Below are 14119 nucleotides of genomic sequence, written 5' to 3' on the forward strand. Positions count from 1 at the left end.
CACGACACGATTTCACCCGTTCGGCCATAATCATGGCTCAGCAACAGCCTATACCTCGGCAGCAGGAGCCCCATGTTCAATTTCGACTTTTACAATCCGACGCAAATCCTCTTCGGCCAGGGCCAGATCGCCGCCATCGCCGGCCTGATCCCGCCCCAGGCGCGGGTCCTGATGACCTACGGCGGCGGCAGCATCAAGCAGAACGGCGTCTACGATGAAGTCAGGGCGGCGCTGGCCGGCCACACGGTGCTGGAATTTGCCGGCATCGAACCCAATCCCAGCTATGAAACCCTGATGCAGGCCGTGGCCATGGTGAAAAGCGAGCGCATCGATTTCCTGCTGGCCGTCGGCGGCGGCTCCGTGGTCGATGGCACCAAGTTCATCGCCGCCGCCGCCTTGCATGAAGGCGAAGCGTGGGACATCCTGGCCAAAGGCGGCAAGATCGTCGAAGCCGCCCTGCCCTTCGGCACCGTGTTGACGTTGCCGGCCACGGGTTCCGAAATGAATGGCTCGGCCGTGATCACGCGCAAGGCCACGCAGGAAAAGCGCTCGTTCATGAGCCGCAAGGTGTATCCGAAATTCTCCGTGCTGGACCCGTCGAAGACGTTCACCTTGCCGCTGCGCCAGGTGGGCAATGGCGTCGTCGATGCGTTTGCGCATGTGATGGAACAGTATTTGACCTATCCCGTGAACGCGTCCGTGCAGGACCGCTTCGCCGAAGGCATTTTATTGACGCTGATCGAGGAAGGCCCGAAAGCCCTGTCGCACCCGGACGACTACGACGTGCGCGCCAACGTGATGTGGAGCGCCACCCTGGCCTTGAACGGCCTGATCGGCGTAGGCGTGCCGCAGGACTGGTCCACGCACGCCATCGGCCACGAATTGACGGCCCTGTACGAGCTCGATCATGCGCAGACGCTGGCCATCATCCTGCCCAGCATGCTGCGCGTGCGCAAGCAGGCCAAGCGCGCCAAGCTGCTGCAATACGCGGCCCGCGTGTGGGGCCTCGATGGCGGCGACGAGGACGGCCGCATCGAGGCGGCCATCGCGCGCACGGAATTCTTCTTCCGCCACATGGGCGTCAAGACGCGCCTGGCCGACTATGGCCTGAACCATGCCAGCGTGGACGCCGTCGTGGCCGCTCTGGAAGCGCACGGCATGACGGCGCTGGGAGAGCAGCGCGAAGTGACGCCCGCCGTCAGCCGCAAGGTGCTGGAACTGAGTCTGTAGCGCAGTTTGCAAATTCGCGCCACAGTGTTGTAAAACGGTCGGCCAGTGGGACAGCTGGCCGTGCTTCATGCTAAGCTGTCATTTCGCTAGGGGTCCTGGAGCAGTCATCCGGGTGAGAGATACCCTTCGTACCTGATCTGGATAATGCCAGCGAAGGAAAGCGCAAAGTACCTCCCTCCTTTGATAGCTCCTGCGTTGGCGCCAGCCGAACAAGCAGCCTGCCGTGCTCTTTCCCGAGACGGCTTGAACCACGAGCAATCTATGTCCACACCGAATTTATCTGCGCATTTTTCCCGTCCTGTCCTGACACTGGCCATCCTGCACGCGTTTGCCGCGCCTGCCTTCGCCGCGAATGACAGCACCGAAGCGGCCGACCCGCAGGCGCAAAGCATGGCCGAAGTCGTCGTCACGGCCAGCAAGGCGCCGGCCGCCAAGCGCGCCTCCGTCGGGGGCTTTAGCGACGCGCCGCTGCTGCAGACGCCCGCGTCCGTCACCGTCATTTCGCAAAAGGACATGCAGGACTTGCAGATCCGCAATCTCAGCGATGCCGTCAAGCTCGACGCCAGCATCAATGACGCCTACAACGCCGTCGGCTATGCGGAACAGTTTTCCATCCGCGGCTTCAAGCTCGACAACAATTCCAGCTACCGCAAGGATGGCGTGGCCATTCCTGGCGACACGCAAATTCCGCTGGAAAACAAGGAACGCATCGAAGTGCTGAAAGGCCTGGCCGGCTTGCAGGCGGGCGTGGCCGCGCCGGGCGGCGTGATCGACTTCATCGTCAAGCGCCCCACCGCGGCGCCGCTGCGCACGGTGACCGTGGAAACGCGCGAACGAGGCACCCTGTACGGCGCCGTCGACCTGGGCGGACGCCTGGAAGACACGCGCTTCGGCTACCGGGTCAACGTGGCGGCCGAGCGCCTGCGCTCCTACATCAAGGGCGCGGACGGCAACCGCAAGTTCATTTCCGGCGCCTTCGACTGGCAAATCTCGCCGCAAGCGCTGCTGCAACTGGACGCCGACTACCAGGACAAGGCGCAGGCCACGGCGCCCGGCTTCCAGCTGCTGAACAATAAGACCTTGCCGACCGGCATCAGCGCCGACGCCATGCTCAACCTGCAGCCGTGGACGCGCCCCGTGGAAACCGTCACCAGCAATATCGGCCTGCGCTTCCAGTACGCGTTCAATGACGACTGGCACGCCACCGTGTCGGCCAACCAGCACTCGTTCAAGCGCGACGATTACACGGCCTTCCCGTATGGCTGCAGCGGACAGGACCTGTACCCCGGCTTCTGCGGCAATGGCGATTACGACGTGTATGACTACCGCAGCCTGGGCGAGACGAAAAAACCGCTGAGCGCGCAAGCCATGATCCAGGGCAAGTTCGCCACCGGCTCCCTGCGCCATGACTTCACGGCCGGCATCTCGACCTTCCGCCGCAAGGACCGCGCCGGCCTGTACGTGTACGACTGGGTGGGCGTGAGCAACATCTACCAGCCGCAGATCGTCGGCACGTCGCCCGGCGTCACTGGCCCCGTGCGGCTGGTGCGCAAGGATACGGAAAACTCCGTCTTCGTGCAGGATATCGTCAGCCTGGCGCCGAACTGGAAACTGCATGGCGGCTTGCGCCATATCAATGTCGATGGCTACCAGTACGTGCTCAAGGCCGACACGGAAATCCGCGCCAAGCACGATTTCCTGCTGCCGAATGTATCGCTCGTCTATACCCCGCTCGACAATGTGTCCGTGTATGCGGCCTATTCGCAGGGCATGGAACATGGCGGCACGGCCGACCGCAAGGCAATGAATGCCAATGAAGAACTGTCACCGAGCCGCTCGAAGCAGATCGAACTCGGCGCCAAGATGGATGTGACGCCGGACTTCATGCTGGCGGCCAGCCTGTTCCAGATCCGCAAGGGCCTGGAATTCCAGAACACGGCCGGCTACTTCGTGCGCGAAGGCCAGGCCCAGCACCGCGGCCTGGAATTGTCGGCCCAGGGCAAGGCAAGCGCCAACCTGAGCCTGGGCGCTTCCGTGACGGCCCTGAACAGCCAGCAGTCGGGCACGGGCAATGCGGACCTCGACGGCAAGCGCGTACCCAACGTGCCCGCCTTCAAGGCGGCCGTGCATGCGGACTACGCCGTACAACAGGTGGCGGGCCTGAGCGTGAACGGCAGCTGGGAATATGCGGGCAAGAAAGCGTTTGAGTACAACAACACGACCTTCGTGCCGTCGTACCACGTGTTCAACCTGGGCGCCGCTTACGCCACGCGCATCGCCGGCACGCGCGCCGTGCTGCGCGCCGCCGTCAACAACGTGGCCGACAAGTTCTACTGGCGCGACGTGACGCCGGAATCGGACGGCTATCTGTATCCGGGCGCCAGCCGCACGTTCAAGGTGTCGGCGCAGTTCGATTTTTAATTTCTGTAAAGATTGATCCAGGGCGCAAGAGACCTGGCACGGGGACGACGGCGAGGATGGCGAGGAAGCTGGAAATATTTCCTAATAGGAATTGATTTTATTGCTACAATAAATATCATTATTTGCAACTACCCACCCTTGCCGATGCCTACATTGCCACGCGCCTTGCCCTTACTCGTCGCCGTCCTGTTCCCGACTTTGGCGGCCAGCGCTGCCTGGTCGGCAGAGCGACTCATCCCCATCGAACACTTCACCAAGCGCGATGCCGTCAGTAAGCTGCGGCTTTCGCCAGATGGCAAGCATTTGGCCGTGACGGTGCAAGTTCCCCAGGGTGAACGCATGGTTCCCACCATCGGGATCTACAGCCTGCCCGAGATGCAACTGGTCGGCACGCTGCGCCTGCGTATCTTTGAAGTGCCGATGAGCTACTTCTGGCTGAACAACCGGCGCCTCGTCATGCGCAAGGGCGAGGAACAAGGCTCCCTCGAAAAGCCCATGTCGACGGGAGAAATCCTCGCCTTTGACCTCGACGGCAACAAGCAGGAATATTTGTATGGCTATGAAATGTTTCGCTCATCAAGCCGCGGACAGTATCAGGATGATTATGGCTACGCCTATATCAATACCATTCCCCGGCCGCGCACGGGCCATGTCTTTCTGTCCGCCCAGGACTGGGATCGCGACCGCTCGATGCTGTATGACGTGGACAGCAAACAGGGCGTGCGCAAGCTGATCGCCAATATTGCTGCGCCGCGGCTGAGTTACATCTTGCAGAATAATCAGGTGCCACGTTTTGCCTATGGCTGGAACGACGAGCTCACCCCCATCTTGTATCGCTATGACGATGCCAGCAGCGAATGGCGTCTGCATACGATGCAGAAAGGCAGAAATTTCATTCCATTCCAGTTCACGCCGGACGACAGCGCGTTTTTCGCCTTTCAGAACAACGATAACGGCCCGTATTCGCTGATACGTCAAGAACTTGCCAGCGGCAAACAAACTGTCCTGGCGCAGGATGCCGTCGGCGACGTCAGAACTGCCATGCTGGCGCCCGACGACACGCCATTTTCCGTCGTCATCGACATCGGCAGGCCACGCACCGTGTACGTCGATCCTGCCAGCGATAGCGCCAGACTGCACCAGCAATTGAGCGCCTCGTTTCCGGACGATCATGTCCAGTTCATCAATTTCACGGACGATGGCGCCACCTTGCTGTTTGCCGTTTCCAACGACCGCGATCCGGGCAGCTATTACCTGTATCACAAAGCCAGCAACAAGGCCGACCTGCTGTATGCGACCATGGCCGACATCGATCCGGAACAGATGGCCCCGCGCCGGCCGATTGCCTTCAAGGCACGTGACGGACTGGACCTGCATGGCTACCTGACCATGCCGAAGCATGCTCCCGGCGTCAAGCTGCCTCTGGTGGTGATGCCCCATGGCGGCCCGCACGGCATCGCCGACACCTGGTATTTCGATAGCGACGCCCAATTCCTTGCCAGCCGCGGCTATGCGGTGCTGCAGGTAAACTACCGTGGCTCCGATGGTCGCGGCGAGCGGTTCCGGCGCGCCGGCTATCGCCAATGGGGTACGCTGATCCAGGATGACATCCTCGACGGCCTCGCGGCCGTACTGGCGCAGGGTGAAGTCGATGCCAGCCGCGTCTGTTCGTATGGCGCCAGCTTCGGCGCGTATGCGGCCATGATGCTGCCTGTCCGTGCGCCTGGCGCCTTCAAATGCGCGATTGGCTATGCCGGCGCGTATGAACTGAAGCTGCTGCAGGACGCCCCCATGACGCGCCGCCTCAAGTATGTGCGGCGCGAGTTCCAGGACTATCTGGGCGAGGATACACGCGAACTCGATGCCATTTCACCGAGCCAGCAAGCGCAGCGGATCAAGGTGCCGGTGTTGCTCATCCATGGCGACAAGGATGAGACCACGCCGCCCGTGCAGGCCGAGCTGATGCGCAAGGCGCTGATTGCCGCCAATAACGCGCCCGAATGGATGATGGTGGAAGACGAGGGGCATGGCTTTTACAAGACGCGCAACGCCACCGCGATGTATCGGAAACTGGAAGCATTCCTGCACCAGCATATTGGCAGGCCTTAACGCTGCAGGACTGCCGCAGCCCTCGCCATCCAGCCGTCAACCTGCTTCAAGCGCTGCGCGAGTGGACCGTTGACCAGCAGGTAGGCGATGCCGCGCGCGTCCAGCTCGTCGAGCAGATAGCGGTAGATCAGCTGGCGCACGGCTTCCGATTCGCGCTGCAAACCGTCTGGCGTCCAGGGGCTGTCGGGGGCAGTCACGATGGTCGCGTGGTATTGATGGCCGGCGGCCAGCGCCGCCAGTTGCGCATCGGCGCCATTGAAATAATGGCGGCTGTAGACCGCCGTCATCAAGGGCGTCGTGTCGCAGAACAGGAAGTTGCGCGCCTGTGCGGCCGCGGCCGCTTCGCGTTCAACTTGCGTACGCGCAATCCCATATTGGTCTTCCGCCACAGGCACCCTGCCCTGCGTGGCGACGAATTCACGTAAATACTCAGGCACCCAGACGGTGCCGTAGCGCTCGGCCAGGGCCGCCGCCAGGGTCGACTTGCCCGACGATTCCGCGCCCAGGATGGCCACGCGCACGCAGCGGCCCATCACTTGAGGACCATTGCATCGGGCGCGGCCGGCGCCGCTTTTTTCCACGCCAGCAAGCCGATCGTGGCCATGACGACAAACACCGCATACAGGATGGCCGTCAGGGTCAGGTCCTTGTGCAGGTACAGCCACACGTACAGCACATCAACGACGATCCAGACGATCCAGTTTTCCAGCTTCTTGCGCGACAGCAGGAATTGCCCCACCAGGCTGCCAGCCGTGAGGAAACCGTCCGCGTGAGGCACGTCCGTGTCGGTCGAGGTCAGCAGCCAGGCCAGCAGCACAAAGCCCGCCAGCCACGCCAGGGCGCTGCCCAGCCAGCCGCGCATGCCCAGCCGCGTGACGGGCAGGGTCTTGCCGCCGCTGGCCGGATGCAGCCACTGGTACCAGCCCCAGAACGAGACGCTGATGAACAGCAGTTGCAAGGCCATGTCGCCATACAGGCGCGATTCGAAAAACACGAAACCGTAGGCGGCCGAGGAAATGATGGCGAACAGCCACGCCCAGTGATTCTGGCGGATGTTCAGCGCAACGGTTGTCAGTGCCAGGACAAAGGAAATCAGTTCAAGCGGCGTGGTGGCAAAACCCAGCAGGAGAAGCGTATCGTTCATGGGAATCGTGATGAGGCTGGTGGTGCAGTATGCAATACCGGCCATGAATAAGCAAGATTGCCCTTGCCGTCCGCCCCTCCCCGCCTCAGGCGAAGCCTGCCCTGGCGGCGCGCGCCAGCGAATGCCGTACGATCAGCTTGTGAAACGGCCGGATCAGCAGGATATAGGCACGCCCCACCCGGTTATGGCAATGCACGACGCTGGAGACGGTCACGTTGCCATGGCGGCCCGCGTCGCGGTTGCGCAGCACCGACAGGCGAAAGTCCAGGTGGCTGTCATCCTCGCCCAGGATGATCTCGTCGTCGCTGACGGCATAGATGCGGAAGATGCCGATGCGCTTGCCGGGCCGCGCTTCCATCTGTTTTGCCGTCCGGATGCCGAAACGCGCCACGATGGCGTCGCGCAGCACCATCAGCTTGCGCGCCCAGCCCGGCTGCTTGCCCAGCAGCTGGCGCGCCAGGCTCTGCATGTCCATCTGGCGCGCCTGCGCGGTGGGCAAATCGACGGCGTAGGCGTCGGCCAGGTTGCTGCCGGGATACAGCGGGGCGATGCTGGCGCCTGGCGGCAAGTCCACGGTGCGGACGGCAATGTTCATCTCATGCATGTGCTCTCCATGTTTTCAGTGATAACATGCCATCATACACGACAATGTGAACAGCGATAACATCGAATGACAACAACGAGCACCTATCATCACGGCAACTTGCGCGACACCCTGGTCGCCACCGTCATCGCGCAACTGGCGCAGCAGCAAGACGCCGCCCTGTCGCTGCGCGAACTGGCGCGCACGGTGGGCGTCTCGGTCGCCGCCGTGTACCGCCACTTTCCCAGCAAGGAAGCCCTGCTGGCCGAGGTGGCGGCGGCCGGTTTCGCCAGCCTGATACAGAAATGGGAAACGCAGCTGCCGCCGCCGGGCAGCTTGCCGGCCGAACAGCGCTTTCAATTGCTGGGCCAGCAATACATCGAATTCGCCCTGGCCGCGCCGGCCCACTACCGGCTGATGTTCGAGCACCAGGACGTGCGCCAGTTCCCCGCCCTGCAGGAAGCGGCGCAGGCGTGCTTCCAGTACGTGCTGCAGACGGCGGGCGCCGCCGTGCGCGAAGCGGGCCTCGACCCGCGCTGGGACAAGGCCGCCGCCAGCGCCGGCTGGTCCTTGGGCCATGGCTACGTGATGCTGCTGCTCAGTGGCCGCCTGGCCATGGCGGACGGCGGCGACGCGCTGTCGCCGGCCATGGTGCCGCGCTTTTTTCAATTGCCGGTGGAGGCGCTGCGGCAGGCGCCGCCGTCAGGAGCTTTTGACTCATGCACAACATCTCGATAGACACGCTCTCCGTAATCGCCAGGCAATGCCTTGCCGTCACGTGCCTGCAACGCTTTTGCCGGCACTTTGATGTGGATCATCCTGCCCTGTCCGCGTTCGCCGCTCACGTGTGGAAAGTGGCGCAGGTCGGGCCAGAGGATTTTGCCGCCTGGGAACGGGGCTTCGCTTCCCTGGCTGTGACGGGCATGGGCGATCCCTGGCCGGAAGACGTGCGTGCGCCACTGCCCGGGCACCTGCTGGGCACGCTGGAAGCGCTGGTGCAGCATGTGCTGGAAACGAGCGCCTGTACCTGGCATGGCGATGACCTTGCGGCCAGCAGGCGCCAGCTGGAAGCCGTCTTTGATATCTGTGCCAGGCATGACGTCGCCGTGCCGCAGCTTGGGCGCTATGCGCAGCCGGATGCGGCGCTGCGCGGCGGCTGGGGGCCGGTGCTCACGGACGAAGAAGTCAGGGCGTGGCAAGCCCTGATATAGCGCTCACGCCAGAAAGTCTTGGCGCACCTGTTCGAGCAGGCGCTCCTCTTCATCCGTATCGGCATCGATTTGCGTGACCACGGTCCAGAACGGCGCACACGTCTTGATCTGCTCGAAAGCACGGCTCGTTTCCAGCCGCACCATGGTTTTCCTGAGGCTGTGCAGATAGCCTTCCTCGATGGCGCAGAGCAGCTCGTCATCGGCAGCGTCGATCAGCTCGCTTAAAGCATCTTCGATCCTTGCGTAGCCCTCCTCCCACAATTGCCCGATTTCCGGCACGTCGGCTTCCATGCACTCGTTCGACCAGTCCGGAGGATAGTAATCGCGCGCCCTGTTACCGGGATCGGTGTCAAAGCTCAGCGAAATGGACGGGAACGATACGGCATTGAAGGCAAAGGCTGAAAATGCCTGATCCTTGAAAGCGGACGCGCCCAGCAGCGCCAGCGAGGCATTGGCCAGCCTGAACCAGGTTGCTTCAACGTCATAGGCTGTTTCAAACGCGTGCCAATCCGGCGGTAAATCGGGAGTCTGGGGCATGGGAACCTGTCGAAAAAGAATAGCGGTGGATAGTGCGCGGAATTATACGTGGGGCAGCCCATGCGGCAGGTCGTGGCGCGTGCACAGTGCGGGCGATGCCGGGGAGGCAAACCGGCGGGACGCTGCGCCTAGCCGGCGGCCAGGAAGTACGGTTTTTGTAACTGCGAGGCGTCGCTTGGCTGCGGGGTAGCTGGTGGTGGGCTGATGCCCTTGGCGGCATGCAGCAAGGTATCCCTGTCGCCATTCCAGGGCGGCAGATCGGCGGGCGGGAGCGGCAAGACCTTGTCCAGATTAGGAAAGCGCGCATTGGGATTGAATCCAAGTTCACGGCTAAGTACGCCGTAACGTTCCGCTCGCGCTTTATCAATGTACGGAACCAGCATATTTGCAAGATCAAACGGATCGCCGAATTCAATCGTGAGTTTGTTTGCGCATTTCTCGCAGCCCAGCCTTACTCCGGTATGTAATACTTGCAAGGCACGCTCTTTGGTTTCAGTTGTTCTTTCCCCATCAGACGTGCCGTCAGGCGTTCTTAATACAACATATAAATAAGATAAATCATATGCGGATGGGCCATATCCCTGCCCCAGTGCACACTCCATCATCTTGATTGCCACAGGAATATTCCCCCCACATTTCAGCACCCGGATAATCCTTCCCCGCAGTGAGTTTTTCTCCTAAAAAACCCAGCGCTTGGGGGTTACCCATCTGCGCCGCCTTTTGCCAAAAGGCTTAGGCACGCGTGATGTCGCCGTTAACGCCCGTGCCATTCGCGTAATACGTCCCCATCCGGTCATAGGCGGCAGGTATGCCCAGGCGCATCGCCTTTTCCACCAGTTGCACCGCTTCTTCCTCACCATATACAGGATCACGCCCTTCCACATACAGGCTGGCCAGATTGAGCATCGCCTTCCAGTGCAATCGCTCTGCCGCCTGACGCGTCAAATCGACGATTTTTTTGTAATCGCGGTCTTCCACAAAAATTTCAGGATCTTCCATGGCGCGCGCTTCGAGAAACCAGTCCTCGGCTTGCACATCGATGGGCGGCACCTTGCTTGCCTCGATTTCACAGATGAAGTCCGCGACATGCGGATTGAAGAGCGGCAGGCTCTGGTTACGTGGCAAGACTTTGTCGTTAGGCATTTTGCAGGCAAGCAGGCAGCACAAGACAATAAGCGACGCAAGGCGTCCTCTCGCGGCAGCCATGCTGGATTGATTGCTATCCATTGCCTTATCCAAGATCAGGAAGGGACGCATCCATCAAATGCCACGTCACGTCGTCGTCAGGCAAATCGAGCAGCCAGTCGCGGCGTGGTCGCGGGAACGGCGCGCCCTGGTTCAGCCACGCCTGGCGCCAGTACTGGTTGACGATGGCCCGCAGCGGATGGTCGGCCGCCAACCACGGTTGCCAGACGCCGCTGACCGGACAGACCTGGTCGCAAACGCAGCTCAACAAAGGCTCGGGCCGCGCCACCTCGCGCAGCAAACCCTGCACCGTGCGCGGTTCCACGGCGCCATGGTTGTGCCGTATCGTCAGGCACTGCTCCCACGTCACGGGGCCATAACGGCTGTTTCCGTCAGCATCGAGCACGCTGAAATGGCGGAACGCTTCGCCTTCACTGAACAGCCGGGCCGGTTCCGTCAAATCCTGCCCAGCGGCCGGTTGCCAGTATGCGGAAAACGGCGCAGTCGGTGCGTCGCTGTGCAAGCCGGTGGGACGCAGCGCATAGTCGGCGGCCAGGAAATATGGTTTTTGCAACAAAGAGGAGGCGCTTGGCTGCGGCATGGCGGGCGGCGGGCGGACACCCTTGGCGGCATGCAGCAAGGTATCCCTGTCGCCATTCCAGGACGGCAGATCGGCGGGCGGGAGCGGCAAGACCTTGTCCAGATTAGGAAAACGCGCATTGGGATTGAATCCAAGTTCACGGCTAAGTACGCCGTAACGTTCCGCTCGCGCTTTATCAATGTACGGAACCAGCATATTTGCAAGATCAAACGGATCGCCAAATTCAATCGTGAGTTTGTTTGCGCATTTCTCGCAGCCCAGCCTTACTCCGGTATGTAATACTTGCAAGGCACGCTCTTTGGTTTCAGTTGTTCTTTCCCCATCAGACGTGCCGTCAGGCGTTCTTAATACAACATATAAATAAGATAAATCATATGCGGATGGGCCATATCCCTGCCCCAGTGCACACTCCATCATCTTGATTGCCACAGGAATATTCCCCCACATTTCAGCACCCGGATAATCCTTCCCCGCAGTGAGTTTTTCTCCTAAAAAACCCAGCGCTTGGGGGTTACCCATCTGCGCCGCCTTTTGCCAAAAGGCATAGGCACGCGTGATGTCGCCGTTAACGCCCGTGCCATTCGCGTAATACGTCCCCATCCGGTCATAGGCGGCAGGTATGCCCAGGCGCATCGCCTTTTCCACCAGTTGCACCGCTTCTTCCTCACCATATACAGGATCACGCCCTTCCACATACAGGCTGGCCAGATTGAGCATCGCCTTCCAGTGCAATCGCTCTGCCGCCTGACGCGTCAAATCGACGATTTTTTTGTAATCGCGGTCTTCCACGAAAATTTCAGGATCTTCCAAGGCGCGTGCTGCGAGAAACCAATCCTCGGCTTGCGCATCGATGGGCGGCACCTTATTCGCCTCGGTTTCACAGATAAAATCCGCTACATGGGGATTAAAAAGCGGCAAACTTTGGTTCCGTGGCAGGACTTTGTCGTTAGGCATTTTGCAGGCAATCAAAGGAGCAAAGAGAAGAACTGCCAACGCAACAAATGGCAGGCGAAAGAAGACAGTATTTTTTTTACTCATGATCAGCCCAGGCGTATGGTGGAGCTGCGTTTGTCTTCCAATGGCAGCAGGAAACCGGTCATTTTCTTTAAAAGTGCATTTTCAGATTTATCCCATTTTTTCTTGCGATTTGCGCCCATCAGCTCCACCCACTTCCGATAAGCATCCACAATCTCCGCCTTCGTCCCCTCCCCGCCATCAACCAATCCCCCGCTATGCATGCGCCACACCCGCTTGCGCAAATCGCGGGCCACGCGGTGGTCGACGGTGGCGATATTGATTTCGCTATCGACGGCCATGCTGCGCTGGTTCAGGTTGGCGCTGCCCAGCGTCATGAACACGTCGTCGACCAGCATCAATTTGGAATGGATGTAGATTTCACGGTAGCGCCAGCGGTCCTTGTCAAACGCACTGACATTGAGCATGGCCACCGATACCTTCAGCCCGAATTCGCTTTCGAGTGTCATCACGCCGGGTTTGTTGATGCCGTTGGCATGCTGCACCACGTCGGGCAACTTGACTTCCACCTCGTTGGTGATGCCGAATCCGCCTCTGACATGCCGGGTTTTCGGCTGCTTGTTGTAGTCATCGATCATGGTGTTTTGACCCGTCATGCCAGCGTGCTGCCCCAGCGCCGCCAGCGTATCGTGGGTGCGCGGCACCATCTGCGCGCGCTCCGGCACGGGGATGACGATGAATACATGCATGACCGGCATATCACGCATGGTCTTGCCAGCTTTCAGGCTTCCGGCCTTCCAGGCGGCGACCACCGTCTTGCGCTCGGCCAGCAAGTGCCGGGCCCATTCTTCATACTGGAAATACTGGTTTTCCACGTACAGGTAGCCGGCCGCCAGGCTGGCCTGGGTCACGGCGCGAAAATAGGTTTCCTTGATCGTCTTGTCCTGCTCCTCGGGCTGCGTCAGGACGATCTGCACGGTGGAGTCGCTTGGCTCGGCCTTATCCAACAGCCGCGCCGGTGGGCTGCCACATGGCAACTCCCAGCTGACACAGGATTTGGAAGCCGAACGCGTGCGGTCGTCGATCGCGCGATCCCACGCCTTCACGAAATTATTGTAGAGCGCGATCAGCGCACGGCCGCCGTCGATGCGGCAGGCGTAATCCTGATAGGGCTTCAAGGTGGCGAAGCCGCCATCCGCGGCCATTCCCTGCACACACTCGCGCCGCTCGTTGACGCCGCCCTGTTCGCGGCGCGTATCGTCGAGCAGATGGGCCGTCGTGTCCCAATAATCGGTCACCGAGTTCAGGCCCATCACGTAACCGACGGCCTTGGCGCCCTCTTCATGGTCGAAATCGATCAGGACCGGCTTCTGGTGGTGCGTGCCCAGGTATTGCATGCCGGGCTTTTCGATTTCCCCCATCGTCAAGCCGTGCGGCTGGTTGATTTCGGTCGCGATACTCTTGCTGATCGCGGCGCTGTCGCCGTGCCGCAAACGAATCTCCAGGCGCCCCAACAAGCCATGGAACGCGGCCGCATACCAGCTGTGGCAATATTCTTCACGCGCCAGCATCGGGATATCCTCGGGCCGGACGATATCGCCCCTGAAAGCACTGCTTAAAACAAGTTTTTTCCTGACTGCCTCCTGCAACATCGCCAGGCTGGCTTTTGCGCTGATGTCATCAAAGCGCTGTCCACCGGTTTTCCATGGCGAGGTACCGTGCGAATGGCCCGGCATAGTGCGCGCTATCGGCGAACCGATCCGGTCATACCAGACCAGCAAGCGCACCCTGACGTGACGCCGCGTGGTGGCGTCGATCAGCAAGTCGCCAAACGTTTCGCCCCGCGGCCAGGTGGCGCTGTTGCCGCGCACCAGTTCCATGCCCGGGTCGAAACCCCAGCAGCACAGGTCGATCGAATGTTTAGCCTTGGCGATCTCGCCGGCGATGTCGGCGAACCCTTCCTGTCCGCAAATGAACAGTGTCAGCTTGTTGTTGTGCGTAATCGGATGAGTGGCCTTGCCCTTCAGGTTGCGGTTTTCCAGCAGCCACTGGAGCGAACTCGTCGCAGTCCGTCCGACTTCGTCGATATGGGTGGTTTCGATGCGGCCGCTCGATTCCGGCAT

Annotated in this window: 13 protein-coding genes and 1 riboswitch; of the genes, 5 read left to right on the plus strand and 8 right to left on the minus strand. The window is 60.8% G+C overall.

Going from position 1 to position 14119, the window contains the following annotated elements:
- Positions 1–72: 72 nt before the first annotated feature.
- The 3 genes from JAB4_RS21010 (at position 73) to JAB4_RS21020 (ending at position 5760) form a co-directional block, all read left to right on the plus strand.
- Positions 73–1230: an iron-containing alcohol dehydrogenase gene (locus tag JAB4_RS21010; RefSeq protein ID WP_070224018.1), complete on the plus strand. Its 1158-nt coding sequence runs from the start codon at positions 73–75 to the stop codon at positions 1228–1230.
- 78 nt (positions 1231–1308) lie between these two features.
- A riboswitch (TPP riboswitch) is annotated at positions 1309–1406 on the plus strand.
- A gap of 85 nt (positions 1407–1491) precedes the next feature.
- Positions 1492–3651 (plus strand): TonB-dependent siderophore receptor, encoded by a 2160-nt coding sequence (locus JAB4_RS21015; protein ID WP_070224020.1) that lies wholly within the window; start codon positions 1492–1494, stop codon positions 3649–3651.
- A gap of 12 nt (positions 3652–3663) precedes the next feature.
- Positions 3664–5760: a prolyl oligopeptidase family serine peptidase gene (locus JAB4_RS21020; protein ID WP_139143555.1), complete on the plus strand. Its 2097-nt coding sequence runs from the start codon at positions 3664–3666 to the stop codon at positions 5758–5760.
- Here the strand turns inward: JAB4_RS21020 and JAB4_RS21025 are convergent.
- The 3 genes from JAB4_RS21025 to JAB4_RS21035 all read right to left on the minus strand — a co-directional run bounded on the left by JAB4_RS21025 (position 5757) and on the right by JAB4_RS21035 (position 7508).
- Positions 5757–6293: an ATP-binding protein gene (locus JAB4_RS21025; RefSeq protein WP_070224022.1), complete on the minus strand. Its 537-nt coding sequence runs from the start codon at positions 6291–6293 to the stop codon at positions 5757–5759. The two genes, JAB4_RS21020 and JAB4_RS21025, sit on opposite strands and share 4 nt — an antisense overlap.
- Complete coding sequence (gene pnuC / locus JAB4_RS21030) at positions 6293–6904, minus strand: nicotinamide riboside transporter PnuC (RefSeq protein WP_070224181.1); 612 nt, start codon at positions 6902–6904, stop codon at positions 6293–6295. Before pnuC ends, JAB4_RS21025 begins: the two co-directional genes overlap by 1 nt.
- A gap of 85 nt (positions 6905–6989) precedes the next feature.
- Complete coding sequence (locus tag JAB4_RS21035) at positions 6990–7508, minus strand: DUF2867 domain-containing protein (RefSeq protein WP_070224024.1); 519 nt, start codon at positions 7506–7508, stop codon at positions 6990–6992.
- A gap of 66 nt (positions 7509–7574) precedes the next feature.
- Between JAB4_RS21035 and JAB4_RS21040 the strand changes: the two genes are divergently transcribed.
- Together JAB4_RS21040 and JAB4_RS21045 are read left to right on the plus strand one after the other, a co-directional pair.
- Positions 7575–8225: a TetR-like C-terminal domain-containing protein gene (locus JAB4_RS21040; protein ID WP_083286954.1), complete on the plus strand. Its 651-nt coding sequence runs from the start codon at positions 7575–7577 to the stop codon at positions 8223–8225.
- A 71-nt stretch (positions 8226–8296) separates the two neighbouring features.
- Positions 8297–8698 (plus strand): hypothetical protein, encoded by a 402-nt coding sequence (locus JAB4_RS21045; RefSeq protein WP_070224027.1) that lies wholly within the window; start codon positions 8297–8299, stop codon positions 8696–8698.
- Between the two features lie 3 nt (positions 8699–8701).
- Here JAB4_RS21045 and JAB4_RS21050 read toward each other — a convergent pair whose 3' ends face one another.
- From JAB4_RS21050 to JAB4_RS21070, 5 genes are all read right to left on the minus strand, one after another.
- Positions 8702–9235, minus strand: a complete 534-nt coding sequence (locus tag JAB4_RS21050; protein ID WP_070224029.1) for a hypothetical protein — start codon at positions 9233–9235, stop codon at positions 8702–8704.
- 128 nt (positions 9236–9363) lie between these two features.
- On the minus strand, positions 9364–9852 hold the full coding sequence (locus JAB4_RS21055) for a DUF6396 domain-containing protein (protein ID WP_139143554.1): 489 nt from the start codon (positions 9850–9852) through the stop codon (positions 9364–9366).
- A 115-nt stretch (positions 9853–9967) separates the two neighbouring features.
- Positions 9968–10462 (minus strand): sel1 repeat family protein, encoded by a 495-nt coding sequence (locus tag JAB4_RS21060; RefSeq protein ID WP_139143553.1) that lies wholly within the window; start codon positions 10460–10462, stop codon positions 9968–9970.
- A 4-nt stretch (positions 10463–10466) separates the two neighbouring features.
- Positions 10467–12059: a DUF6396 domain-containing protein gene (locus JAB4_RS21065; protein ID WP_070308400.1), complete on the minus strand. Its 1593-nt coding sequence runs from the start codon at positions 12057–12059 to the stop codon at positions 10467–10469.
- A 2-nt stretch (positions 12060–12061) separates the two neighbouring features.
- Entirely contained in the window at positions 12062–14119 is a 2058-nt protein-coding gene (locus JAB4_RS21070) for a phospholipase D-like domain-containing protein (protein WP_070224040.1), read from the minus strand.

It is taken from the genome of Janthinobacterium sp. HH102, assembly GCF_001758625.2.
GTDB lineage: Bacteria > Pseudomonadota > Gammaproteobacteria > Burkholderiales > Burkholderiaceae_D > Janthinobacterium.

Excerpts from the sequence above, each read along its gene's own strand:
- pnuC (WP_070224181.1), bottom strand. The coding sequence starts at position 6,904 with ATGAACGATACGCTTCTCCTGCTGGGTTTTGCCACCACGCCGCTTGAA.
- JAB4_RS21015 (WP_070224020.1), top strand. The coding sequence starts at position 1,492 with ATGTCCACACCGAATTTATCTGCGCATTTTTCCCGTCCTGTCCTGACA.
- JAB4_RS21040 (WP_083286954.1), top strand. The coding sequence starts at position 7,575 with ATGACAACAACGAGCACCTATCATCACGGCAACTTGCGCGACACCCTG.
- JAB4_RS21065 (WP_070308400.1), bottom strand. The coding sequence starts at position 12,059 with ATGAGTAAAAAAAATACTGTCTTCTTTCGCCTGCCATTTGTTGCGTTG.
- JAB4_RS21050 (WP_070224029.1), bottom strand. The coding sequence starts at position 9,235 with ATGCCCCAGACTCCCGATTTACCGCCGGATTGGCACGCGTTTGAAACA.
- JAB4_RS21010 (WP_070224018.1), top strand. The coding sequence starts at position 73 with ATGTTCAATTTCGACTTTTACAATCCGACGCAAATCCTCTTCGGCCAG.
- JAB4_RS21035 (WP_070224024.1), bottom strand. The coding sequence starts at position 7,508 with ATGCATGAGATGAACATTGCCGTCCGCACCGTGGACTTGCCGCCAGGC.
- JAB4_RS21060 (WP_139143553.1), bottom strand. The coding sequence starts at position 10,462 with ATGGATAGCAATCAATCCAGCATGGCTGCCGCGAGAGGACGCCTTGCG.
- JAB4_RS21025 (WP_070224022.1), bottom strand. The coding sequence starts at position 6,293 with ATGGGCCGCTGCGTGCGCGTGGCCATCCTGGGCGCGGAATCGTCGGGC.
- JAB4_RS21070 (WP_070224040.1), bottom strand. The coding sequence starts at position 14,119 with ATGCCGGAATCGAGCGGCCGCATCGAAACCACCCATATCGACGAAGTC.